The sequence below is a fragment of the Legionella steelei genome (assembly GCF_001468005.1).
GTDB classification, from domain to species: domain Bacteria; phylum Pseudomonadota; class Gammaproteobacteria; order Legionellales; family Legionellaceae; genus Legionella; species Legionella steelei.
On sequence record NZ_LNYY01000016.1, the window covers coordinates 188,755 to 213,491 of the forward strand.

Below are 24,737 nucleotides of genomic sequence, written 5' to 3' on the forward strand. Positions count from 1 at the left end.
AAACCTATTTTATTATTAGCCAACATGAATTATAGTGCGCTACTATGGCTTAATTAGCGGCAAAAGCATGATTGAAATTGAAAAAGTAGATTCTAAATCATTTACCCTGACAATGTTGGGGACAGACACATTTTATACGCCTACTTTAAAAAACAAGAAAAAAGTACCGTTACAAGCAGGGGAGAAAATACAAGAGTATTATCCTAAGGGAGAAACTCTAAGTCTTGTTTCTACATTGATTAAAACAGAAAGACCTTTGATTAATAACAAACAACTTGTTCCCTATCAATCAATAGATGTCGCAGTTGTTAATGGGCCTAAGACCGAAGGGACCGATGTTGGCGAAAAAATTGGCATTGGACTTGGGCTTGCTTTAAATGCCATTGTTCGTGGGCAAACAGAACTGAATGATATTGCACACAGTAGAGGTGGGGTTGAATCAATTCTGATAGCCCATGAACTTAATGCGATAAAAGACACCATTAACTCTTGCGAAAATTTCGAACAATTAATCAAAGAGCTAACGCAACAACAAGCAAACAGGAAAAAAGGCCTGCCCTATAATAATACCCCTGACATTATTAAATCGCTGTTAACCCAACTACCGCAATCAGCAACAGACAAACAGTTATGGTTTAATGCTCTAAAAATTAATATTGCCAAGGCGTCAATGAATCTTTTTATTATTGATCCAGTTCCTGGCGACTGCTGGCCTATAACCTGGTACGACCAAAGATTTTATACGCTTCCTCCTATTGTTAAACATGCTGAATTCACCTATTACGAAAATGAACGCTCTGACTGGGGCTTTACACCAATCTATACCGAAGCGTCAACTCCAGAGCAAATAATAGTACGCAGCACCCTGCCTGGACATCATGGCACAGGTTCAGCCGGAACTAATGCATCGCAACAAAATTTTGCCGTTTCTCCTGAGAAAACAAAAGCGACGCATGTGCAAAAATTAATGATTTTCAAATTACTTAAATTTTTGTCATCACATGGAGTCGCCTTTAAAGATGCTCGAGAAATTTTTCATGAGCACACCGCTTTAGGTAGAAAATACATCTCCTTCCTAGAGGAAATGGGAGGCGATGGCTTTGATGTAGCAAAACTTGATTTCCCAACGATATTTCGTAAACTCTATGACAAAATTTATGCCAATAGAGCCGCATACGAAGCATTCAATGCGACGCACTACACATTTATGGGTGTAGCACCACAAAGAAAAATGCTCCGTACTGACCATAAATATGCCCTTTTAACTGAGGCCTTCCCTAAAAACATGGGATATGTGAATGAGGAACACAGTTTATTAATGAAGGAGTATTTCTTCAAAATCCTCCAAGTCGATGCCTATAAAGAGCAAACGATGGTAGAACTCATTCAATCAGCACAAACCGTATTATCTAAAAACATAAAAGCAATTACCAATTTGTCATCATCTCTTGTAGAACATTCAATTGCCCCCGCAGCAATACTTGATAGTGAAAATGCGCGTAAAGATGTTTTGAGTTCATTTGGTACCTTAATTCAAAGAGTAAGCCAACAATATCTTACCGATGACTGGAGTACTGAGGGCAAGCAAAAAGAAAAAGAAGAACTTTTTGCTGCAATCATTGGCATCTTTGCTGAGTTTGAAGAGTTATCAAAAATTGATAATCAAACCATCAAAGAGTTTGTGGCATCACTTATTGCTTTGAGTCTAAAAGGCATAATTCAAACCGTTGCGCAACAGCGTACCAATCTAGAAGAAGAGTTTGAGCGCCTACAAACACCAACTGATACAAACTTACAGTTCTTTTTTAGCAGCTTATTAGCACAGATCAATAAAGATGAAAGTTATACCGGTTCAGAAATAAACCCCGATATTGTCAGGATCTTTGAAAGTCCTGATTTTGCTCAATTAGCAAATTACCCAATAAGAATAAAAATACAATACATTTGCCAACAACTAAAAGAAAAACTACCTCAAAGCGAAAGTGCAGACAGCCTGGTTTACCAACTGACACAACGATTTGCAGAACATTATGACAGCTCTTTTGAGGAATTTGAAAAACTGTATCGGCAAATAGAAATCTTTACTAATGATACGGCAGCACTAGGTCGACAATTTGTAAGTGAGGAAGCAGTATTCAACAAACATGAACTCTTTCTGCGAAAAAAAGCTGACGCCTTAATCGATGTCGCGGCACAAAAATTTTATCGAGACCGACCGAATGCATTACCTTCGCCCGCAGAAAAAGGAACTTTTCAAGAGTTAGTTGAACGTCACGCCATTAATCAATATGGCGTCGTTGATAGACTCAAACAAGCAAAAAACGCCTTAGAACAAGAAAAGGCGCAATTAGGTACACGCATCCACCAAATGGAACAACAAATAGCCGAGAAAGAGCAGCAAAAAAAACAAACGCTTGCCGCATTAGAAACAGAAAGAGCAAAAAAAACTGAATACCATGCTGCAATGAATGATAACAAAGAAGCAGAGTACTTACTGCTTATTAATAAAAAGCTCATTCCATTAACCGAAGAATATTTGGCTTCACTCAGAGCAAAATTGTCCAATAGAACGCCAGAAGAAGAACAAGATGATGAGATAAAACAAAGGGATGATAAGGTCAAAGCCAAAATCTTAAAAGCGACTAAATTGTACGATATTTTGCAAGATAAAAAGCAAAAACCACACCCTAAAGACCGTTTACGCTCATTTTATACCAAGCTGGATAAGTATGAAGATAAATTCGTAACGCATAATGATCCCGATTGGATACGCTATACCAAAAATACGGTAATTGCTGCAGGAATTCTTTTGAGTTTTATCTTTCCCGGAATAGTTGTACTTGCAATTTATACTCATGTAGGCCTTAGCTCTGTAAAATCATGTTTCTTTTGGCAATCCGCAGGACAAAATGCTGTGGAGTCCTTGAACGAACATAGGCCAGATCTTGCCCTAAGCGATGATGCGAATAGCGAGTCTGCTGAGAATGAACATTTAGCATTTAATGATGCCCTAATCATGTGATTCATTACTGTAGCCTGGGTTAGATGTAGTTCATAATCCAGGCTACGTGCAGAAAACAATATCCATGACTTGAATTTTTACATAAATAAATGGATAGTTAGCGTTCTAAAACTTTTAACTACTATTCTAATGAAACAAATTTACTTTTTATTTATGGTTTGTATTGCCATACTCTTAGTAGGTTGTGGGCAAAAAGGTCCGCTCTATTTGCCAGAATCAACAAAAAACACCGCCAGTTAGACAGGGCAATTATGAACATTAAATTTACCAAAATGCATGGCTTGGGTAATGATTTCATGGTGATTGATGGAGTAAATCAACAGATTACCCTAAGTCCGCAACAAATAATGACTATGGCTCAACGCAATACCGGCATTGGCTTTGACCAATGCTTGTTGATTGAATCAAGTGTGCAGCATGGTATTGACTTTAATTATCGGATTTTTAATGCCGATGGCCAGGAAGTAGGCCAATGTGGTAATGGAGCACGCTGTCTTGCCTTATTTGCAAAATACTATGGATTAACTGATAAAAATCACTTAACCGTGGCCACTCACACGACACAAATGCGTTTACACATCAACGCAGACTCTAGTGTTAGTGTCGATATGGGAATTCCCCGATTATCCCCATCTGATATCCCATTCATAGCAGAGCAGCAATCTGTTGAATACTCCTTAGAACTTCAAAAAAACAAACCGGTTCACTTCAATGCATTAAGCGTGGGCAATCCACATGCAGTATTAGTGGTAGAAGATATAGATAAAGCACCGGTTCATACTTTAGGAAGCGAAATCAGTGTACATCCACGTTTTCCCGCGCAAGTAAATGTTGGCTTCATGCAAATTGTGACTCCAAACCATATCAAATTACGAGTCTATGAACGTGGCTGCGGAGAAACTCAAGCATGTGGAAGTGGTGCTGTTGCAGCAGCTGCTATTGGACGTTTATATCATCAATTGGACAAACAAATAAAAGTGACATTACCTGGTGGTGATTTATTTATTGATTGGCCAGCATTTAATGAATCGCTTATCCTGACTGGCCCCGCTGTTTTTGTTTATGAGGGCATGTTGTTTTAAGCACGGTTCAACCCCTATCCCTATGCAAAATTAACACAAGTATTGAATTTTCTTTACAAAGAGTTATCCTGAAAGAACGCCTCACACTCGCACCGCTCCAAATTTACACTAGACTTTTTTCGAAATTCACTGTGGCTAAGTGCGAAAAAAATGGAGCCTAGACTAAAATATACCCCCAAGTACATGAGGACTAGGTACCGTTTTAATGAAGAGTTCGCCGCTACAGTCGTGTTTCGAAAGAAGTCCATTAGGGAATTGGTGCTTGGCTAAAAGGAGAGAGTGCTATGACAGGAAGCAAAATACAAAGTTTTGAGTTATTCAAAGCGGCTATGGGAAACCAAGAGTATTTAACGGAAATCAATAAGGATATAGTAAGTCAGACGCAATTCTTAGTCACTCTTGAAGAAGGGAAATTAACAATCCCCAATATTCTTGACGCCATTCAAATCGTTAAAAACCTACAAGTAAAATCGCTCTTAATAATTTACTTATTAAGTAAAAAAGAATACTTGTCGTGCTTAAAAGGTGAATCATTATTAAATAGGTTAACCCAGCAAGATCATCATATCCCTTCGCGTCTTAACGCCCTAGTGTACCAATTAGACTTAAAAGTCCTCTCAAATCCATTAATAGGTAAATTAGAACCTGAGGCAGCAGTAAGTATTCTTTGCTCAGTTCCTCATTTTCATCAACTAACTAAAGCTCAATTAGCGGCCCTGATTGAGCGATGCCCTCTCTATGACCGACACAATGTGATTGCTTATTGGATGAATCATTTTGCGTCAATGCCCAATGCTCATTATATCTTGGCTCATTTTATGGACATTGCAACACCCAATGTGATTGATGTATTAGGGAAAATGGAGCCAACTCGAAAAGAAGCTGCTGTTGTTAGTATCATTGAGAACTTAGGACTATTTCATAACATTCCGAATAAATTTCTCGAGCATGCGGGCAAAGAATCTCATTTGCTGTTGGCAATACGTCTTTATCTAAATGGTCATTATAATAAGGCCTATGCATCTTATATTAATCAATTAACTAAAAAATTATTGGATAAAAATCATTCCTTTTCATTAGCAGCAATAGAACTCCTTTTTTTCTTGAATGATAAACTCGCATTTAAGGAGTTGGCCGCGAGAACGGCGTACTTAACCAATCGCTATTTAAGAAATAATGCATTAAAAGGAGATACATCATTATTTTATCAAAATAAGCGGCTCACTATTCAAAGAATGCTACAAGATATTCATTTAAATCCCCCTCTTCCTGGAACGCTAAAAGAACAAAGACAATCAGTGAATTCTAATGAAAGCTCTTTTATAGATGAGTTGATTAAACATGATAAAACAATTAATTGTTTTGAGTATTTTTTAATACATTATAGAGGCAGTCCGGCACCAATCCTTACATTGCTTGATGACTACATGGGCTTTTATGAGCGTTCCGTAAATATCCTCATTCGCAACAAAGCAATACACCACCTTGGATTCATGTTAAAACGTTCAGAAGTAGACGGCACAGTAAAAGAAGCGATTTTTTCCGCATTATTAGCTCATCCTGCTTTTTTTGATGAGCAGATTAGTTATCAATTGTTTGTATTTGATGCAAAGAGAGTTATTCGCCATTTTGGCCTCCGAGGAGGAAAAGAAAATTATCAACGCGTTATCAATTTGTGTACCTTCGCACTAAAAAACCTTCATCCTGAAAAAAATCAAGAAATCATTCAAGTGGCGCATAAAGCGCTTAAGGAAGCACAACTTGAATTAAATTTTGCCAATGAACAAGGATTTTTTTCTGTTTTCATTAAATGGATTAAACGTTGTTGGATTTATGGATGGACCGGCTTTTTTAAACCTAACGCGCCCGAGTACATTGCCCCTGAATCATTAGCCCTAGTAGAAAACGATGAACCATCATCTTCAAAACAGACAAAAAGTTCCGGGCCAGTTCAAGAATCAGAACACGATCTGCTGGATTTGTTAAATAAAATGACCCTTCCCCTAACGCATGAAAAACTTGAGGAGATTATTAAAGCATTCGACAAATTCTCGTTACAGACAATTCCTAAAGATGAGTTCATTACACGACAAAAACTTCACCGGTTATATCATTATGCAATCAAGCATAGAGAAGAAAATGAACAAATTTACCATTGGTTAAAAGACAATCAAAATCCATTCATTGTGAATCAATTCCGTCTTTTAGAGCTGATGTTAAAAGAAAAATCTCGTGGTGAGATTGATTCATTGCTGGTACAGGTTGGGGAAGATTCCGATCAATTGCAATATGTTTCTGACGAGCTGGATAATCTCATGCCAGAACTTATAGTCACTCCCAGTAAAGAGCCTTCAACCAGCTCAGAAACAAGTGATTTTGTAGCAAGCGCAGGCAAAATGCTCTCCAAATATACATGCGAAGCAACTGTATATGCACAAAGCGCGTTGAGTTGGGCTGAGGGTTTTTTTACCAAAATGAAACAGCCCACACAAGAGGAGGAGGAAGAACCCTTTGAAGTGGAACATAATGCATCTTTTCAAAAGATAATAAACAGCAAAGGAACGATTACAACTTGAGTTTCCAGCGCTTATGCATCCAATTCCATTGTTCTGGATGGGCTAAAATAATACGCTCTAATGCTTGGTTATAAGCAAGCGTATTATAATAAAGAGACTCTTGAGCATTCTCATAGTCTTTCCATGGAATAGGCTCATAAAACTCTAAAACATGCTTTCCATTTGGCAATCTATATCCTGCAGCTGGAATTACAGGAACTCCCGTATAACGAGACAACGTTGCCAGGCTACGGTAAGTTCCTGCTTTCACCCCAAAAAACTCTACGGCAATCCCGTCACGGTTAACCAATGAGGCATGTTGATCAAGAACAAAAATAACGGCGTGATTTTTTTCCAGAGCAGCACAAACCTTATCCAAAGAGTTTTTTTTAGGGATAACATTCAAGCCAACTTGGTAGTACTGCTTGAATAAACTGCGCTCAATAAATTTAATTGACAAAGTCCGACGAATAAAATGAAACTGCCCTTGAAATTCTTGAAAATTTAAAACACCACCAATTGGTGCCACTTCCCAATTGCCAAAATGCCCTGTTAAAACTAAAACTCCTTTTTGTTGCGCCACAACCGACAACATGTTTTCATGGCCTCGCACCTCGACCATATTGCGTAAATTCTCTTCAGACATAAAACGCAGTTGCATTGCTTCTTTAAAGGATTTAAGTAAATGTGAGTAATATGAGATAGCAAGTCGTTTTTTTTGTGCACCATTCAGTTGCTCACCAAAAACACGATCAATATTTGCCATAACAACTTGTCGCTTATAGGGCAAAAATTTATGTACGAATCGCCCAAACATGCTTATTGGCAATTCATTAATTTTTCGTTCTAATTCAGTCACAAGCTTTGATCACTAAACACGCATTCATACTGGCAAATCCTCGATTGATCGTCAATGCATAAGGGCCTCTTTTTAAAGGTTGATGCTCCGCACTTACGGATAAACCTTTACAACCGGATGCTATATTTTGCAAATTCGCTATCCCAGGTACGCACTTAGATGAAAGTGCATAAGTTGTCATTACTGTGTCAATCAACCCGGAAGCACATATAGAATGCCCTACAGACCATTTAAATGCAGTGACAGGGATTTCCTGTTCAGGAAAAACATTTTGTATTGCCTGAGACTCACTATAGTCCGATTTACTATTACCATTGCCATGAGTCACAATAAAACCTAAATCATTAGGATTTACTTCTACACATTCCAAAGTACGTTGCATCAACTCAGCAAGTTGTTGGCCGCTGGCATCCAGAGAAAATAAGCCTTCAGCTTCAGTGCTTGATAAGCCACCAAGAATCTCACCATAGCACGTTGCTGAGCGCGCACGCATGCTGGCTTCACTTTCCAACACCAAAGCAGCGGCACCATCAGCTAAAATTGTGCCATTATGCGCTGCATCAAAAGGTTTTAAATGTTGATTACTTAATACCCCTAATTGCTCGTAGTAAAATAACGCTTGCGGTTCAACAGCTGCATCATAGGCAACAACTACCGCTCGCTCTGCCTGACCACTACGAATCGCATGGTATGCTTCCAATAATGCTTGTGTTCCACCTACAGCATGATTCGTTACATTATGATTTGGGCCTTTAAACTCATAAGTTATCCCAGTGTATGCAAGAACATTATTTGGCAATATACGTAACAACCACATCGGATGGACTGTTTCAAATAGGTGTTGCGCAAATTGCTGCATATCACCTTGAGTTTTGGCCAACAAAGGCAAAAAATCATATTGTTGAAAATATTTATTTCCTGGTGATCCTACAAAAACAGCAGTTTGCTCATTAAATAAACTAGAGTCGTCAAGCGTATCGCGATAGGCAATCATTTGGCTGTGCTCAATTGCCTGTACTGCAGCATGAATTCCCATCACGTCTTGTCGTGAAATAACTTTCATCAATTTGCGATCTGGTAGCATTTTTGCTGGACTAAATTCTTTTAACTCGCCGCCCAAGCGATACTGCCATTGCGATACATCCCATTGCGTTATTTCACCAATTCCACTCTGGCCAGAAAGAATCGCATCCCACGTTGCATCTGCAGTAGCGCCTGATGCAGTTAATGCGCTTCGCCCTGTAATAAATACTCTGTTGCTTTGACTCATAGCCCGGCTCCTTCAAACTCAGGATGCTTAAATAACAAGCAACTATTGGAGCCGCCAAATCCAAAAGAATTGGAAAGCACCACTCCTAAAGAGCGCTCGCGTGGTCCATCAACTACATAATCTAAATCACATTCTGGATCTGGAGTAGTTAAATTGGCTGTCTTGGGTATCTGTGCCTGCTCTATGGATTTAACTGATAATACAGCCTCAAGTGCTCCTGCCGCGGAAATCAAATGTCCGGTTTGACTTTTAGTCGCACTGACCGGCAAGTTTGCGACAGATTCGCCAAAAACTGCTTTAATTGCATTCGTTTCACTTAAGTCATTCATTTTAGTTGAGGTGCCATGTGCATTAATATAATCCACATCTGAAGCTTGGACTCCTGCATCTTGGAGAGCTCGTTCAATTGCCTGAATGGCACCATCACCATTTGGATGGGAATCAGTAATTCGATAAGAACTTAATGAATTACCTTCACCAGCTAATTCTGCATAAATACGTGCACCTCGAGCTTTGGCCTTATCCCATTCTTCTAGGATTAAAAAAGCAGCACCTTCACCTAAAACAAAACCATTCCGTGTTGCATCAAAAGGTCTGCTCGCTGTTTCGGGGGTACTGTTATAAGTAGATAAGGCGCCTAATAAGCAAAAGCTGGATAATCCCAACGGATTAATCATTGAATCAAAGCCTCCAGCCAGCATAAAATCCGCCTCTCCGCGACGAATTACTTGCATCGCGAGTCCTAAAGCCTGTCCACCTGATGCACAAGCGGTGTGGACGGAGGATGCATATCCTCTAATGTTAAATTGTTGAATCAATAAAGACAGACCAGAGTTTGTAGTTGTTTTACCAAAATCAGATAATTTATAAAATTCTTGTGTACTAGCCTGCAAACGTTCCCAATCTGCTTCACCATTTTGAGCACACGTTTGTTGAAATCGAGATAGATAGTCAAACTCAGAGGTCATCATGCCGCTTCCGGTAACAACGCCCCACTGAGTCGCAGTTTGCTCCGTAGGCACGATGCCTGCATCATCAAAAGCTTGTTGGGCAGCTTCAAGTGCATATCGCGTAAAATTGACAGAAAAACGACTGCGTTTTGTGGTTAATTTAGGCGCAAGCGAAAAATTTTTCACCTCAGCTGCAATATAAGTTGGAAACGCACTGGCATCAAATTGCTTGATTTCAGCAATACCTGAACGTCCTTCCAATAAATTGGACCATATAGACTGAACGTCAAGCCCTAAAGGAGAAACGGCTCCCATACCTGTAATCGCAACTCGTCTTTTTTTCACTTTTATTTACCTCTGGGAATAAGCACTACATCCACAACACAAACACGTTTACCTGCAACCTCACTACGATAAGCTAGGATCAACTCGTCTTCCGTTTGCTTTTTGACGGTTACAGAACACTCAAGAATGTCGCCTGGATAGACAAACTCTTTCATTTTTATTTTGCGAAATTCGCTCACTTTATAATCGACTGGGTAGCCTGCACGTCGAATAAATTCCTTCGCCAAATTTAATTTACATTCCAATAATACCGTCAATGGTAATACCGGTTTTTTGGGAAAATGATCCGCAAAATAAAGGGCTGCACGTGATATTCTTTTTTCAGCAGTTAAACTAACTCCTGGTTCACTGGAGCAAATTCTGTCGAAGGTCATGGGCACTACCGGCAATTCCGAGCTCATAATCAAATCGTCATTCAATATTGGTGCACTCTTCTGACTCACAGCAAGCCAATCACCAGGACGATTAATTTCGGAAAATTGCTGTTTCACTTCATCTAAATCAATAAAATCATCCATAGGTAACAATGGACCTAAGGCGCCTTCAAGACTGAAGACACGCTCATTACCTACTCTCGCTTCACTATAGTATTGCATTACTGAATGATCTAAGTGCTCAATAAATGACTCAAGCAATAAAGTCTCACCTACATATGCTGGACGATGCAGGGCGGCACAGGCAACAATCCCGGCTACAGGTCTGTAGGCAAACTCTTGAAGCGCCATCACATTCCACGCAGCCAGTTGGCCTAGTGTTTCACCGATTAACGAAGGGATGAAGCAGGGCCGTCCCTGTTCATCAACTGTGAGGTATGTATCATTCGGGGTAATATGTTTAATTCCCCGGACCACCTGACCGGGAGATGACTCCACGATACGATCAACGAATAAAAATCTCATCAGTATTTATTAAGCCCTATTAACTTGATTTTAAATAACACCTAAATTAAGCCACAGATCCAGCAGTTTGTTGTTCTTTAACCGCAGCAACAACTAACTTGCAAAATGTTTCAATGGTAAATAGCATAGGTATTTCATTGACTTTCATATTCGGCTTGAACTGCTCTGCAGGAATTTCACTCAAATAATTTTGCAATGCCTGCAAACCTCTTTCGGTAATAACGCCACCTTTCTCAAATTCATCTTCTGCCAAATCACCTCGTGCATTTTTTTCTAATTGACCACGGGGAATTTTAATTTTGAATTCTTTTTCTAATTGGAATACCAAATCAAGAAAATCAATAGATTCTGCGCCTAGATCTGCTATCAAACGACTGTTAAGAGATACTTCTTCTACATCAATCACTAGCACATCAGCAACAATTTCCCTAACTTTAGGATAAACGTCTGCTACATTCATATTTTTTCCTCAGAGATAGCTAATTTACAAAGCCCGAAATTATATCATATATTTTTTTAAAGGCATAAAATTAAGAATGACAAGGTATTAACCCACCTGACTGTACCCTGCATCAACAAATAAAGTATGCCCATTAATCATGGCTGCTTCCGGCAAGCACAAGAGATAAATAGCATTGGCCACATCTTGAGTTGTCAATGGCCTATCAGCCAAAGAGTGGGCCTGATATTCATCAAGTAGCTGTTCCCTGTTAGGAAAATGTTTCAATGCATCGGTATCAACTACTCCAGCAGAAACAGTATTCACAGTAATTCCATCGACAGCCAACTCAAGACTCAAAGAACGGACTAAAGCTTCAAGAGCAGCCTTAGACGCGCCAATAAATGCATAGTTAGGAATCGCTCGAGATGCACCAAGGCTTGATAAGGCAACAATTCGGCTCCCTTTAGGCATCGATGAGCGCGCCTCTGTAGCCAAATGATTTAATGCCAAAGCATTTGTTTCTAAGCACCAGCGCCAATGTTTTGTTGACATCTTAAGTGCTGATTTTAAAACACCGCTTGCAGCATTACTAATTAAAAAATCAAGTCGGTTAAAATGCTCACGAAATTGCACAAACATTTCTTTTACCGACTGATGGTCGGCTACATTAGCTTGTAACGCAATCGCTTTGCGCCCCATAGCATGGATTTCTTCAACCAAAGTTTGAGCTTCATCAGAACTGTTGTAATAAACGATGGCAATATCACTTCCTGACTGAGCTAACTTTAATGCAGTCGCCTTACCGATACCTCGAGCACCGCCAGTAATTAATCCAACTTTACCTGCGAAAACCAAACTCATGAAATATTCCTCATTAACTTCATTTATTAAAAACTGTTGATACAATACGATAGTGACAACTCATGCGACACATGGAGCATAATAGCCTACTAGTACTTCTAAACTCAGAAGCATAAGTTGACATTTATTGACCAACAATTACAAAAAACTACATTTTCATTTTTATTGAGCAATAAAGCAATGTTTCATGCATTAAATTTTTAAATATCTTGTTTCTAGATGGCTAACTTTGTACTATCGGCACACAATAAAGATAAACATATATTAATGAATGAAGCATTCTTGGTCTAAAACTGTCTTTCCTATAGCCGCGATTTTTTCTTTCCGCATGTTAGGTTTGTTTTTGCTCATACCCGTATTTAGTATTTATGCAGAAAATTTACAAAACGCAACACCTGCACTAGTAGGGCTTGCTCTAGGAATTTATGGTCTTGCTCAAGGCCTCCTGCAAATGCCTTTTGGTATGCTTTCTGATAAGGTAGGAAGAAAACCCATGATAGCCATAGGGTTACTCCTTTTTGCTTTGGGTAGTTTACTTGGTGCTCTAACCAACTCTATTTATGGGATGATACTTGCAAGATCCTTGCAAGGCACTGGCGCAATTGGTAGTGTTTTAATCGCCTTGCTTGCAGATTTAACCCCTGATGATCAACGTACTAAATCGATGGCGGTCATTGGCATGACTATAGGGACATCTTTTAGTCTTGCGATGGTTGTTAGTCCAGCCCTTACCCATCATTTTGGCCTATCTGGTATTTTTTACCTAACGACTCTATTAGCAATAGCTGGGATTATCTTGCTTTATTTGGTAATTCCCAAGCCTGTAAATGAACGTTTTCACATTGATAGTGAAACAAATCCTGCTTTATTGAAGAATGTTATTTCTAACGTCCAACTACAACTTCTTAATATCGGTATTTTCTGCCAGCATTTTATTCTCACCGCAACATTTTTTGCTATTCCTTTCATCCTAAAAAAACAAGTGGAACAAGGACATTTATCGCAACAGTGGCATTTTTATCTACCACTGATGATCATTTCATTTATTCTCATGATCCCATTCATTATTCTTGCCGAAAAGAAAAAGCGCATGAAAGGCGTGTTTCTTTCATCAGTGCTTATCATGGCAATGGCACAATTATTATTAGCTTATACCTCACAACATTGGGTGAGTCTGTGTGTTCTCATGTTAATTTATTTTGTTGCGTTTAATATTCTAGAGGCGGCATTACCCTCTCTAGTATCTAAACAGGCAAATCCTCACAGTAAGGGGACGGCTATGGGGATTTATTCAACCAGCCAATTTTTAGGCCTTTTTATTGGTGGGGCACTCGCAGGTGTATTGTATCAATGGAATAGCAGCCAGGGTATTTTTGTTACTAATGCAATCATTGGTATTATATGGTTGCTTGTTTCATTTTCAATGAAATCGCAAGCCTCCTTTTCAACACTTGTTTTACCTGCCCCTTGGGCCGAAAAAAATGAGCCGATCATCAACAAATTATTGAATATTAAAGGGGTGATTGAAGTTGCATTTGCAGAAGATGAACGAGTAATTTATTTGCGTGTTGATAGGGAACGTTATCTTGCAGGCAGTGCGGAAAAAATTATTCATCATGGATAACCGTTAATCAAGGAGGCAGTAAATGAAAATTTCTTTGAAACATCAAACGACCGAACACAGTAATGCTCCATCCTGTAAAGTCAGTGAGCATCATCTGAATGATCCAATGATGGATTGTGCTATTGCAAAAATATCAGGCCGATATCCTGAAACGCGACGAGTAGTGAATTTACAATGCAATGAATTAGTTTATGTGTTCCAAGGCGAAGGCAAGGTCGTCGTCAATCATATGGAACATAAATTATCCGCTGGCGATGCAGTATTGATTGAAGCAGGTGAAAAATACTATTGGGAAGGCGATATGCAACTGTTTATTTCTTGCCGTCCGGCGTGGAGTATGGAGCAACATCAATTGGTTGATTAGTCTACATACTACTCGTAGCCTGGTTGAAACGAAGTGTAACCCGGGGTTTTTCTTGCAAAAAACCCGGCTACTCGACTGATATTATCGGCAATACCCAGTAAGTTACTGACGAACCAAGCGCAAATTTTTACCAACAAATGAGCTCTTCTCCGTAGAACGGTATGGATTGATATCTAATCCACCTCGGCGTGTATACCGGCCATATACGGTTAGTTGTTCTGGTTGGCAATAATTCATAATATCGACAAAAATTCGTTCAATACATTGCTCGTGAAATTCATTATGATTACGAAATGAAACAAGATATTTTAATAAACCTTCCCGATTAATTTTTTTACCTTTGTAAGCAATTTGCACGCTTCCCCAATCAGGCTGATTTGTCACCAGACAATTAGATTTCAACAGATTTGAATATAATGATTCTTCTACAAGCTCCTCGCTTACAAAAAGAAATGAAGGTTCTACATGATAAATTGAGCATTCTATATCAAGGTCGTCAAGCAAATCTCCCGCAAATGACGGTTGTATTGCAAACTGATTGGTAGAGTCTAAAAGATGTATGTTAACCCAAACTTCTGCACCAACACGCTCTTGTAAATCTCTTTTAATTGTATTTTCTAACTCACTCACACTGTGAATTCGCGTATTGTTAAATGAATTAAAATAAAGTTTTAACGATTTTGATTCAATTAAATTAGGTGAGTTACACTCATAAAACAACTCAGCAATCGCAACCATGGGTTTGCCTTTCGCATTAAGCCAAGAAACTTCATAATGATTCCAACAATCAAAGCCATAAAAAGGCAATTTTGATGGGTCCACACCAATTTCTTGTCGCTTCCCCGCCCTGGGGATAGGATATAATCGATTGGGATTATACGTATCATCGTAAGCAGATTTCTTACCTAATTCCGACTGCTCCGCTTCAGCTTGATATTTTTGCAAAACTTGATCATTCATTGTATTGAGCTCCAATATTTCTATTATTTTTGCAGTACTTTTCCAATTCACAGATTGATTCATTTCCAGTTGACTGGAAATATACGTAAGAAGAGATGCCGCCTCATTAATTCGCGCTGCTTTTTCAGTCAATTCACGTGCTTGTATGCCAACGGAAGCCGCTACATCAAAACCTGGACTTTCTATAATCTTCTTTATAGTCGACAAAGAAAATCCCAAAAATTTTAGCGTGGTGATCTGCTGCAATCGAATTAAATCCCTTTCACAATAAAGTCGATAGCCACTGTCTGAACGCTTCGTAGGTTTTAATAAGCCAATTTCATCATAATATTGTAATGACCTAATTGTTAATGAAGTCATTTGGCTAATCTCTTTAATTTGGTAATATTTCATTCAACCCTCTCCTGTACATTGATTTTAAACTATCACGTAACGTGAGAGTCAAGAGAATATGCAATAAAATACACCAAAGGGATAATAAATTATGTCTAAGAAAGATTTAAGTTGGTTAAAATATATTGCTGAAATTCAAGCAATCGCACAAAATGGACTGACCTATTCAAATAATGAGTTTGATAAAGAACGTTATTTAAGACTTCGCGAAATTGCCTCTGAATTTATGGCGAATTATTCAGACACGCCACTTGCTGAGATAAAACAGATTTTTTCATTAGAAGCAGGATATGCCACACCTAAAGTTGATGTTCGAGCGTTTATTTTAAAGGATAACAAGCTCTTATTGGTTAAGGAGCGTGCCGATGAATTGTGGACTCTACCTGGTGGTTGGGCAGAAACAAACGAGTCTGCCGCCGAATCCGTAATTAGGGAAACTAAGGAAGAAAGTGGATTTGATGTTTCTGTAATTCGGCTGCTCGCTCTATGGGACAAACAGAAGCATGATCATCCATTACAATGGCCTCATACCTATAAATGCTTTTTTCATTGTGAAATTATCTCTGGTGTGGCCAAGGAAAATCTAGAAATTTCTGCGATTGATTTTTTTGATTTAGCACATTTACCACCTCTTTCAACACCAAGAGTCACACAAAAGCAAATTGCGCGCTTATATGAACTTGTTAATAGTTCTGATAAAACTCTTTTTGACTGAGCATGTACTTGACGCAGTACTTACGTCATACTTGGCCGTTACCAACGAAAAGGAAAATCGATGGAACAGCAGTGCAAGGGCTATATAAATTAGGTATACTCTTTTCTAACTTTCGCATACAGGAGATCAAAAAATGGCACGTGGTATAAATAAAGTCATCTTAATTGGCAATGTCGGTGTCGACCCTGACGTACGCTATTTACCAAATGGTAATGCTGTAACTACTCTCTCAATAGCAACCAGTGAATCATGGAAAGATAAAGTAACTGGTGAAAAGCAAGATCGTACAGAATGGCATCGCGTGGTGTGCTTTAATCGCTTGGGTGAAATTGCCGGTGAATATGTACGTAAAGGTTCTAAGCTTTATGTAGAAGGCAGCTTAAGAACCAGAAAATGGCAGGATCAACAAGGCCAAGACCGATATACCACTGAAATTGTTGCCAATGACATTCAAATGTTAGACAGCAAAGGGACGGCTTCATCCGGTTTTGATGAGATGCCACAAGCCCAATTTTCGCCAAGCAATCAAAGTGCTCCAAGACAACAACCGACTCAAGTGCCACAAGATGCTTTTGATCAATTAGATGATGATGTCCCATTCTAATTTCAACTGAATAGTAGTCCTTACTTCTTACTTTATTGCCCTTACTAATAAGGGCTTTTTTTCATAACGAGTTATTTTTCTACTGCGGTGTAAATGCCGTGAAGCAAAACCTGGAGATACTGTATATCGAGGGCAACGCGAATGCTACTTCGCTACCCAAACTACCGACTCCACATTATCATTATTAATTGTGAACTGATATTTTACATACTTGATCATGAACCAATATTTTCATTCATTAATCCAATTGAGGTTTGTATGGATACAATTAATTTAGTTGAGAAATTCAAACTTTTAGCGAGTATTGGTCACCACGTATTGTTGGAGAACTTAATGGTCAATATGTCAAACTTGCAAAATTCAAGGGAGAGTTCATCTGGCATAGCCATGCTAATGAAGATGAATTATTTCTAGTTGTGAAGGGCATTCCAAACATTGAGTTCAGGCATAAAAAAATCACCTTAAATGAAGGTGAATTTTATATTGTACCCAAAGGCGTAGAACATAAACCGGTTGCACACGAAGAGGTACATGTCCTCCTGTTAGAACCAAAATCTACAGAGCAGACAGGTGGTATTGAGAGTGATTTACTTGTAGAACAGCCGTGGATTTAATTTGTTGATAAAAACAAATAAATCGCTAGTTTAGACCTCATATTTTTTTTCAGTAGTGGTAGAATTGAGTTTGTATCAAGTTCCTTTTGATGCATGCTACAGCAAGCACCATCACTTCAATGAAGGAGAAAGTCCCTCATGCTAAAAGTTGGACGAACATCCTAAAAATTCAAGAATTTATTTATATAATTTAGCATTATTTACAGGCGATATAGGCATTTAATGATCGAAAAACACAGCTTTTTTCCTTATCTCAAAAAACAAAAGTACGTCGTTATATTTAATTATATTCATTATGATGGCATAGGTGATTTTAATCATCTTCTTGATTTTGCAAAAGAATTTACTCCGCAGGCTGAAAAATTGGGGATAAAAATCATTCTTCTTGTTGTAAGTACTGCACATAGGGAAAAATTAGTAAAACAACGCCTACAAACTATATTACCAGCACTAAAAGCCCATGTCCTGGAGTTGGGGGAAAGCTCAGGAGATAAGGCAATTCAGGAGTTTTCCAATTTCATTCAAAACAACCTCGAATTAAAGAGCGAATTAAGTACCACTTGCAGCATTTTTCAAATCTCTACATCCATGGCCAAAGCACAAAAAGATGCTATATTGAGCTTTTGCCCATCCGAAATACCCGTCATCACTATCCCCGAAATCACAGGGTTACGTACCTCTGCCTTAAATCTGCCGCTTAGTCATATTGATCCGAGAGATGAAATGACTCAGATAGATTTAAAAACCCAAAATATTAATACACGATATCTTGGACTGCAAAAGGTTCCTTATCAGTATGGGTTGAAAATTAGGAGTCACTGTCTTCTAAGTTTGATGGCATTGGAAAATAGAAATTTTTTCAAGCATGTAACAGGTCTAAACGATTCCGCACCAATCACTCCAGAAGACATATCAAAAATGTTAGCTAAAACACAGTTAGTCCCTGCTTACCTACAAGACTGGGATAGTATCAATCGATTTCTATCTTTTTGTATTCAGAGATTTCAAATATCTAATCAGGAGCACTTGGTAATCTATTTAAATAATATTAGACACAATAATCGAACTGGTGTCTTTAGTGTAGTTCCTCATATTCTACTCGACGCTGAAGAAATTCTATTTCTAGAAGAGAATCAATTTGATGATTTAATCATCAAACGAAAAAACAAACAGTATTTGCCATTTATGGAAGAACAGCTAATATTCGGTTCCTTATTCTTATTCGCAAGAAATTCAAATATTTCTGCTATAGAAATTAATGTAAATGGCAATATTCGTAGAATTAACTACAGTCCCACAACGATTTGCAATCCACCAAAGGTTGTTTCCATTTTAACCGATTTTAATTTGAATGATACTGATTACGATCTCCTGATAGAAAACGCGTCCGACATAGTTGGAGTCTCAGGTGATAATACCATTGAAAAAGCGCTCTCATACAATAAACTACCCTTTTTGCAACCCAACAACAAAGAAAACTTTGAATCGGTCATGAGGTTGCTCGGTCACTTAGCCAAGCTCTATTTACCGATTGACACACCAAATCTGCATAAAGACTTTGAAGCATTTTTTTGTAATAAAATGATGCGCTTAGATAAACCTGAGTGTTTTACCAATTTACTAGAGATCGACATTCGATCACTTTATAAGGTATGGCCAGCAGTGGTTGAAGGTTTACGCCAGAATTACAATATCTTTAATCAAATTCATGCCATCTTTTATGAACCACTTCTTCACTACAGTGCTCAAACAGGCGATATCGCCTTGTTGCATTTAATTCATAATCATTTTGAAGACATCAATTTCAATATTCCTAATAAACAGGATGAAACGGCATTAACAATTGCTGAAAAAAATAACCACAGATTGTTTATTAAGGAGTTGCAATCTCTTATGCAAAAAAAGGAAGAATCAAAAGATCTTAGAATAAGCAATAAAAACTGTTTATCCAATAACGTTGGTTAAATTATATTAAGCAACTAAAAATTGATTCATTAGACAACGTTAAGCATTAATGCAATGAGGTCTTTATTTTGAATACAGGATAAACATGTCGACTCAATGATTATTCTATGTAGGGATCCGTCATTAAATTCCCCAAACCTAAAGAAAATCACCTTGAGGGGACTCAATGTACTTAAAAAAAACCCGCATAATGCGGGTTTCTTTAATTAATGCGAATACTAAATTTATTCTTCAGCTTCGTCACTAACAGCAGGTCTGTCTAAGAGCTCTACAATGGCCATAGGAGCATTATCACCCTCTCTAAAACCACATTTGATGATACGTACATAACCACCAGGACGCTCCACAAAACGTGGACCTAAATCAGTAAATAATTTACCAACAGCAGACTTAGATCTTAAAATATCAAATGCATGACGACGTGAAGCAACTGAGTCAACTTTTGATACAGTAATTAAAGGTTCAATATAACGTCGCAAATCTTTAGCCTTAGGCAGAGTTGTTTTGATCAACTCATGCTCGATTAAAGAATTACACATGTTTGCAAACATAGCCTTTCTATGGCTACTTGTACGGCCAAAACTTCGACCTGAATTACGGTGACGCATAACCAAAACTCCTAAACTTTATTCGCCAAGATTCGCTGGCGGCCAATTCTCAAGTTTCATACCTAGCGATAATGAACGTGACGCTAAAACATCCTTAATTTCAGTTAAAGATTTCTTACCTAAATTAGGAGTTTTTAAGAGTTCATTTTCAGTTCTTTGTACTAAATCGCCAATATAATGAATATTTTCTGCTTTCAAACAATTTGCAGATCGAACAGTTAATTCTAAATCATCGACAGAACGTAATAGAATAGGATCAAAATCGTTGCGTTCTTTATTATCAGATCGAGACTCTTCAAATTTCATGTCTACAAAAGCATGCAGTTGTCTTTGAAGAATACTAGCAGAAATCCGTATTGATTCTTCAGCATCAATAGTTCCGTTAGTTTCTAACTCAATAGTTAACTTATCAAGGTCAGTTCGATTTTCTACACGAGCACTGTCAACATAATAAGCCACTTTTTTAACTGGAGAGAAACTATTATCAATTTTTAGCTTACCAACTGATTTTCTTTCTACTTCATCATCGAAATGTCTAACGAATGAATCAGTACTGTGGAAACCAATCCCTCGTTCAACTTTTAATGTCATATTTAATTTGCCTTTTTCATTCAAATTAGCAATGACCAGCTCTGGATTAACAATTTCTAATCCATGAGTCAGTTGAATATCACCAGCCGTAACTTGACAAGGACCTTGCTTGTTTAATGTTACAAGAGCTTCTTCACCGACTGTCATTTTTGTCGCAACTAACTTCAGGTTCAGTAAAATGTCTACGACATCTTCCTGTACACCTTCAATTGTGCTGTACTCATGCAAAACACCATCGATTGAAACTTCAGTAATCGCACTTCCAGGCATTGATGATAGTAAAATACGTCTCAAAGCATTGCCGAGAGTATGACCAAAGCCACGCTCCAAAGGCTCTAAAACTATTCTAGCTTTATAGGGCGATTCAGCCTGGACCTTAAGAACATTAGGTGTCAACATTTCATTGATTTCAGTATACATTCAGCTATTTCTCCGAGCTTACTTAGAGTAAAGTTCTACAACCAAGTTTACGTTGTAGTCTGAAGATAAGTCAGTTAACGTTGGTGCTGTAGAGAATGTTCCCTTAAAAGAAGAATTATCTACAGTAATCCAATCACAAGCAGCTCTTTGTTCTGATAAAGCTAAAGCAGCCTGAATACGACCTTGAGCTTTTGCTCTTTGACGAACAGACACAACATCACCTGGTTTAACAAGTAACGATGGAACGTTAACTACTTTATCATTAACAAGTATCGCTTTATGCGTAACTAATTGACGCGCTTCAGCACGTGTACTTGCAAATCCCATACGATAGACAACATTATCTAAACGTCTTTCAAGCAATGACATTAGATTTTCACCTGTTGAGCCTTTCATACGAGCAGCCATTTTGTAATAGCCACGGAATTGCTTTTCAAGAACACCGTACAATCTTCTGATTTTTTGTTTCTCTCTAAGCTGAATTCCATAACCATTCAGACGTGGTTTTTTATCTCCATGTTGTCCAGGTAATTTTTCTGATTTACATTTGGACTTGTGATCACGGACACCACTTTTAAGTAATAAATCACAACCTTCACGACGTGATAACTTACATTTTGGACCAAGATATCTAGCCATTAATTACTCCTGAGTCTTATACACGACGTTTTTTAGGTGGCTTACACCCGTTATGGGGAATACCAGTAACATCGGTGATTTCAACAATTTTAAAATCCTGTGAAATTAATTCACGAATGGTGGATTCTCTTCCAGGGCCAGGACCATGGACAAATACAGCCACAGATTTCATACCGTATTCTTTTGCAACAGCAGCAGCACGCTCAGTAGCAACCTGCGCAGCATAAGGTGTACTTTTTCTTGATCCTCTAAATCCAGAACCACCAGATGTTGCCCAGCATAGAGCATTACCTTGTCTATCAGTAAAGGTCACTATAGTGTTATTAAAAGAAGCATGAACGTGAACGATACCATCTGACACGACACGTTTTGCCTTCTTGCGTACTTTTTGTTGTTTTGACTTAGTTATTGCCATCTTACTTTCCTACATGAAAAATCAACCGGTAGTGCCTTTTCTGCGACCTTTACGTGTACGAGCATTAGTTTTCGTACGTTGTCCGCGTAATGGCAACCCTCTTCTGTGTCTTAGACCACGATAACATCCTAGATCCATAAGGCGCTTAATGTTCATTGTCACAACACGACGCAAATCACCTTCCACTGTAATTTTTGCAATTTCTGTTCTTAAAGACTCAAGTTGAGCATCGGTTAGTCCTGAAACCTTTTTAGAAGGTTCAATACCAACTGCAGAACACAGTTTTAAGGATGTAGGTTTACCAATACCATATATTGCTGTTAAAGCAATCACAACATGTTTGTGATCAGGTATATTTACTCCTGCAATACGAGCCATTAACTTCTCCGAACGTTATTTGTTCTGTCGAAAGGGACAGAAGAATACTATTTTTATAAAATTAAATCAAGCAGATATTAACCTTGCCTTTGTTTATGTCTGGCATCTTTACAAATAACTCGTATAGTGCCACTTCTTTTAATAATCTTGCAATTGCGACAAATTCGCTTTACAGATGCTCTTACTTTCATTCTTAACTCCGATAAAAATCATAAAAGACCAGGTAGTTTGGTACCTTTAAAATTAGCCTTTTTCATTAAAGAATCATATTGCTGAGTCATTAAATGAGCTTGTACCTGAGCTACAAAATCCATAATAACAACCACGATAATCAGCAAAGATGTTCCTCCGAAATAAAAAGGGACATGCCATGTATACATCAAAATCTGTGGCAAAAGACAAACCAGAACTAAATAGATTGCACCAACTAATGTCAAGCGAGTCATTACACCGTCAATATATTTAGTTGTTTGCTCACCGGGTCTAATTCCAGGTATATATGCACCAGATTTCTTCAAATTATCAGCAGTATCTTTGGGGTTAAACACCAGAGCTGCATAGAAGAACGCAAAAAATATAATAGCTACTGCATAAACTATTAAATATAAAGGTTGTCCAGGTGACAAAGCCATTCCGACATCTGCAAGCCAGCCTAAACCTTTTGTATGCGAGAAAAATTGAGCTAAAGTCGCCGGTAACAAAATAATACTGGATGCAAAAATAGGCGGTATTACACCAGACATATTGATTTTTAAAGGCAAATGACTGGTTTGAGCAGCATAAACCTTTCTACCTTGCGTCCTTTGCGCATAATTAACTCTTATACGTCGTTGTGCACGCTCCATAAATACAACAAAACCTGTTACAACTACTACAACCACTGCGATAAGAATCATAGTCAAAGCTTGCATTTGTCCTTCTTTAACTTGTTGAAGAACCGAAGCAATCGCAGTAGGCATACTTGATACAATTCCCGAAAAGATAATTAAAGATATTCCATTACCAACACCTTTTTCAGTAATCTGCTCACCTAACCACATTAAAAACATAGTTCCTGTAACTAAAGTTACAACTGCAGTAAAGTAAAATGAAAAATCAGCTTGAAGCGCAATTTGCTGCCCTGCTAACCAGCGTGCCATTCCTAAAGATTGAAACACTGAAAGCAACAAAGTTAAGTATCGTGTGTACTGATTTATCTTCCTGCGTCCAGACTCACCTTCTTTCTTAAGTTGCTCAAGTTTAGGTGAAACAACTGTAAATAACTGGAGTATAATAGACGCTGAAATATACGGCATGATTCCTATTGCAAAAACCGTAACACGCGATAATGCACCACCAGAAAACATATTGAATAAGCCAAAAATTGTATTCTGTTGCTCGTTAAAAAAATTAGCCAATCGTGCTGGATCCAAACCTGGCACAGGTATGTGAGCACCCAATCGATAAACTAAAATAGCGAGAACAACAAACAATAATCTTGATTTTAGTTCAGCCAATCCACCACGTGATTGGCTCGCATTATGTTTTTGGTTTTTCATAGTCACTCTTCTATGCTGCCGCCTAAACCTTCAATGGCTAAACGAGCTCCTTTAGTGACCCTTAAACCTTTAAGTTTGATGGCAGTAGTTAATTCACCAGATAAAATAACTTTTACATCTTTAATAGAGCCATTAATCAAGCCTGCTTCACGCAAAACATTTAAATCAATTACATCAGCAGATATCTTTGCAAGCTCACTGAGGCATACTTGATCTATTGTTTTTCCAACTCGTGACTTAAAGCCCATTTTTGGTAATCTTCTTTGAATAGGCATTTGACCGCCTTCAAAGTTAATTTTATGAAAACCACCAGCTCTTGCTTTTTGACCTTTATGTCCTTTACCACTTGTTTTACCTAGTCCCGATCCAATACCACGACCTAAACGTTTTTTAGGGCGTCTTGAACCAGGATCTGGTGATAGTGAATTTAAATTCATTATACACTCTCCTCAACCAGCAATAAGTAATCAACTTTATTAATAAGACCACGAATAGCTGGAGTATCATTATGAGATACACTTGAATTAGTTTTACCTAGACCTAATTGTTTTACTATAGAAATATGCTTTGGTTTTCTGCCTATAATGCTTTTTACCAAAGTTATTTTAATTTTCTTTTCCATAA

Annotated in this window: 26 protein-coding genes and 1 pseudogene; 10 read left to right on the top strand and 17 right to left on the bottom strand. The window is 38.1% G+C overall.

Annotated features, from left to right (window positions below; translation table 11 throughout):
* The first annotated feature begins 67 nt into the window (after positions 1-67).
* The 4 genes from Lste_RS03940 (at position 68) to Lste_RS03950 (ending at position 6,680) form a co-directional block, all read left to right on the top strand.
* Complete coding sequence (locus Lste_RS03940) at positions 68-3,022, top strand: AAA family ATPase (protein WP_058509829.1); 2,955 nt, start codon at positions 68-70, stop codon at positions 3,020-3,022.
* A gap of 129 nt (positions 3,023-3,151) precedes the next feature.
* A complete protein-coding gene (gene lptM / locus Lste_RS18690; protein ID WP_083503900.1) occupies positions 3,152-3,262 on the top strand; it encodes an LPS translocon maturation chaperone LptM in 111 nt (36 codons plus the stop codon).
* An 11-nt stretch (positions 3,263-3,273) separates the two neighbouring features.
* Entirely contained in the window at positions 3,274-4,104 is an 831-nt protein-coding gene (gene dapF / locus Lste_RS03945) for a diaminopimelate epimerase (protein ID WP_058509786.1), read from the top strand.
* Between the two features lie 284 nt (positions 4,105-4,388).
* Entirely contained in the window at positions 4,389-6,680 is a 2,292-nt protein-coding gene (locus Lste_RS03950; protein WP_058509787.1) for a hypothetical protein, read from the top strand.
* Here Lste_RS03950 and Lste_RS03955 read toward each other — a convergent pair.
* From Lste_RS03955 to fabL, 6 genes are all read right to left on the bottom strand, one after another.
* Entirely contained in the window at positions 6,670-7,476 is an 807-nt protein-coding gene (locus tag Lste_RS03955; protein ID WP_416338575.1) for a lysophospholipid acyltransferase family protein, read from the bottom strand. The genes Lste_RS03950 and Lste_RS03955 overlap by 11 nt on opposite strands.
* Positions 7,477-7,510: 34 nt before the next feature.
* The gene (locus Lste_RS03960; protein ID WP_058509789.1) at positions 7,511-8,788 is read right to left on the bottom strand and encodes a beta-ketoacyl-[acyl-carrier-protein] synthase family protein; all 1,278 of its coding nucleotides are present in this window, start codon (positions 8,786-8,788) and stop codon (positions 7,511-7,513) included.
* Positions 8,785-10,083 carry a beta-ketoacyl-[acyl-carrier-protein] synthase family protein gene (locus Lste_RS03965; RefSeq protein ID WP_058509790.1) on the bottom strand — a complete coding sequence of 433 codons (1,299 nt, stop codon included), beginning with the start codon at positions 10,081-10,083 and terminating at the stop codon, positions 8,785-8,787. The genes Lste_RS03960 and Lste_RS03965 overlap by 4 nt, the downstream gene beginning before the upstream one ends.
* A 2-nt stretch (positions 10,084-10,085) precedes the next feature.
* Entirely contained in the window at positions 10,086-10,982 is an 897-nt protein-coding gene (locus Lste_RS03970; protein ID WP_058509791.1) for an ApeI family dehydratase, read from the bottom strand.
* A 46-nt stretch (positions 10,983-11,028) separates the two neighbouring features.
* The gene (locus Lste_RS03975; RefSeq protein ID WP_058509792.1) at positions 11,029-11,442 is read right to left on the bottom strand and encodes an acyl carrier protein; all 414 of its coding nucleotides are present in this window, start codon (positions 11,440-11,442) and stop codon (positions 11,029-11,031) included.
* An 87-nt stretch (positions 11,443-11,529) separates the two neighbouring features.
* Positions 11,530-12,285 carry an enoyl-[acyl-carrier-protein] reductase FabL gene (gene fabL / locus Lste_RS03980; protein WP_058509793.1) on the bottom strand — a complete coding sequence of 252 codons (756 nt, stop codon included), beginning with the start codon at positions 12,283-12,285 and terminating at the stop codon, positions 11,530-11,532.
* A gap of 271 nt (positions 12,286-12,556) precedes the next feature.
* On the opposite strand from fabL, the gene Lste_RS03985 reads away from it, so the two are divergent.
* A complete protein-coding gene (locus tag Lste_RS03985) occupies positions 12,557-13,909 on the top strand; it encodes an MFS transporter (protein WP_058509794.1) in 1,353 nt (450 codons plus the stop codon).
* 22 nt (positions 13,910-13,931) lie between these two features.
* On the top strand, positions 13,932-14,273 hold the full coding sequence (locus Lste_RS03990) for a cupin domain-containing protein (protein WP_058509795.1): 342 nt from the start codon (positions 13,932-13,934) through the stop codon (positions 14,271-14,273).
* Positions 14,274-14,375: 102 nt separating this feature from the next.
* Here Lste_RS03990 and queF read toward each other — a convergent pair whose 3' ends face one another.
* Together queF and Lste_RS19755 are read right to left on the bottom strand one after the other, a co-directional pair.
* Positions 14,376-15,233 carry an NADPH-dependent 7-cyano-7-deazaguanine reductase QueF gene (gene queF / locus Lste_RS03995; protein ID WP_058509830.1) on the bottom strand — a complete coding sequence of 286 codons (858 nt, stop codon included), beginning with the start codon at positions 15,231-15,233 and terminating at the stop codon, positions 14,376-14,378.
* A gap of 240 nt (positions 15,234-15,473) precedes the next feature.
* Positions 15,474-15,626: pseudogene (locus Lste_RS19755) on the bottom strand (MerR family DNA-binding transcriptional regulator); the annotation flags it as partial.
* 91 nt (positions 15,627-15,717) lie between these two features.
* Between Lste_RS19755 and Lste_RS04000 the strand changes: the two are divergent.
* From Lste_RS04000 to Lste_RS04015, 4 genes are all read left to right on the top strand, one after another.
* Positions 15,718-16,341 carry an NUDIX hydrolase gene (locus tag Lste_RS04000; RefSeq protein WP_058509796.1) on the top strand — a complete coding sequence of 208 codons (624 nt, stop codon included), beginning with the start codon at positions 15,718-15,720 and terminating at the stop codon, positions 16,339-16,341.
* A gap of 133 nt (positions 16,342-16,474) precedes the next feature.
* Positions 16,475-16,945: a single-stranded DNA-binding protein gene (gene ssb / locus Lste_RS04005; RefSeq protein ID WP_058509797.1), complete on the top strand. Its 471-nt coding sequence runs from the start codon at positions 16,475-16,477 to the stop codon at positions 16,943-16,945.
* A gap of 416 nt (positions 16,946-17,361) precedes the next feature.
* On the top strand, positions 17,362-17,559 hold the full coding sequence (locus Lste_RS19535) for a cupin domain-containing protein (RefSeq protein ID WP_237760412.1): 198 nt from the start codon (positions 17,362-17,364) through the stop codon (positions 17,557-17,559).
* 222 nt (positions 17,560-17,781) lie between these two features.
* Positions 17,782-19,524, top strand: coding sequence for a hypothetical protein (locus tag Lste_RS04015; protein ID WP_058509798.1), 1,743 nt, complete (start codon positions 17,782-17,784; stop codon positions 19,522-19,524).
* Positions 19,525-19,748: 224 nt separating this feature from the next.
* On the opposite strand, the gene rplQ is transcribed toward Lste_RS04015, so the two are convergent.
* The 9 genes from rplQ to rpmD form a co-directional block, all read right to left on the bottom strand.
* Complete coding sequence (rplQ, locus tag Lste_RS04020; RefSeq protein ID WP_058509799.1) at positions 19,749-20,132, bottom strand: 50S ribosomal protein L17; 384 nt, start codon at positions 20,130-20,132, stop codon at positions 19,749-19,751.
* Between the two features lie 18 nt (positions 20,133-20,150).
* A complete protein-coding gene (locus tag Lste_RS04025) occupies positions 20,151-21,143 on the bottom strand; it encodes a DNA-directed RNA polymerase subunit alpha (RefSeq protein WP_058509800.1) in 993 nt (330 codons plus the stop codon).
* 18 nt (positions 21,144-21,161) lie between these two features.
* Positions 21,162-21,782 (bottom strand): 30S ribosomal protein S4, encoded by a 621-nt coding sequence (rpsD, locus tag Lste_RS04030; RefSeq protein ID WP_058509801.1) that lies wholly within the window; start codon positions 21,780-21,782, stop codon positions 21,162-21,164.
* A 16-nt stretch (positions 21,783-21,798) separates the two neighbouring features.
* Positions 21,799-22,197 carry a 30S ribosomal protein S11 gene (gene rpsK / locus Lste_RS04035; RefSeq protein ID WP_003633055.1) on the bottom strand — a complete coding sequence of 133 codons (399 nt, stop codon included), beginning with the start codon at positions 22,195-22,197 and terminating at the stop codon, positions 21,799-21,801.
* A 21-nt stretch (positions 22,198-22,218) separates the two neighbouring features.
* Positions 22,219-22,575, bottom strand: a complete 357-nt coding sequence (gene rpsM / locus Lste_RS04040) for a 30S ribosomal protein S13 (protein ID WP_058509802.1) — start codon at positions 22,573-22,575, stop codon at positions 22,219-22,221.
* A gap of 77 nt (positions 22,576-22,652) precedes the next feature.
* Positions 22,653-22,766: a 50S ribosomal protein L36 gene (gene rpmJ / locus Lste_RS18695; RefSeq protein WP_083503902.1), complete on the bottom strand. Its 114-nt coding sequence runs from the start codon at positions 22,764-22,766 to the stop codon at positions 22,653-22,655.
* 18 nt (positions 22,767-22,784) lie between these two features.
* Positions 22,785-24,113: a preprotein translocase subunit SecY gene (secY, locus tag Lste_RS04045; RefSeq protein ID WP_058509803.1), complete on the bottom strand. Its 1,329-nt coding sequence runs from the start codon at positions 24,111-24,113 to the stop codon at positions 22,785-22,787.
* 2 nt (positions 24,114-24,115) lie between these two features.
* A complete protein-coding gene (rplO, locus tag Lste_RS04050) occupies positions 24,116-24,550 on the bottom strand; it encodes a 50S ribosomal protein L15 (protein ID WP_058509804.1) in 435 nt (144 codons plus the stop codon).
* Positions 24,550-24,735 (bottom strand): 50S ribosomal protein L30, encoded by a 186-nt coding sequence (rpmD, locus tag Lste_RS04055; protein WP_019233377.1) that lies wholly within the window; start codon positions 24,733-24,735, stop codon positions 24,550-24,552. The genes rplO and rpmD overlap by 1 nt, the downstream gene beginning before the upstream one ends.
* Between the last annotated feature and the right edge of the window lie 2 nt (positions 24,736-24,737).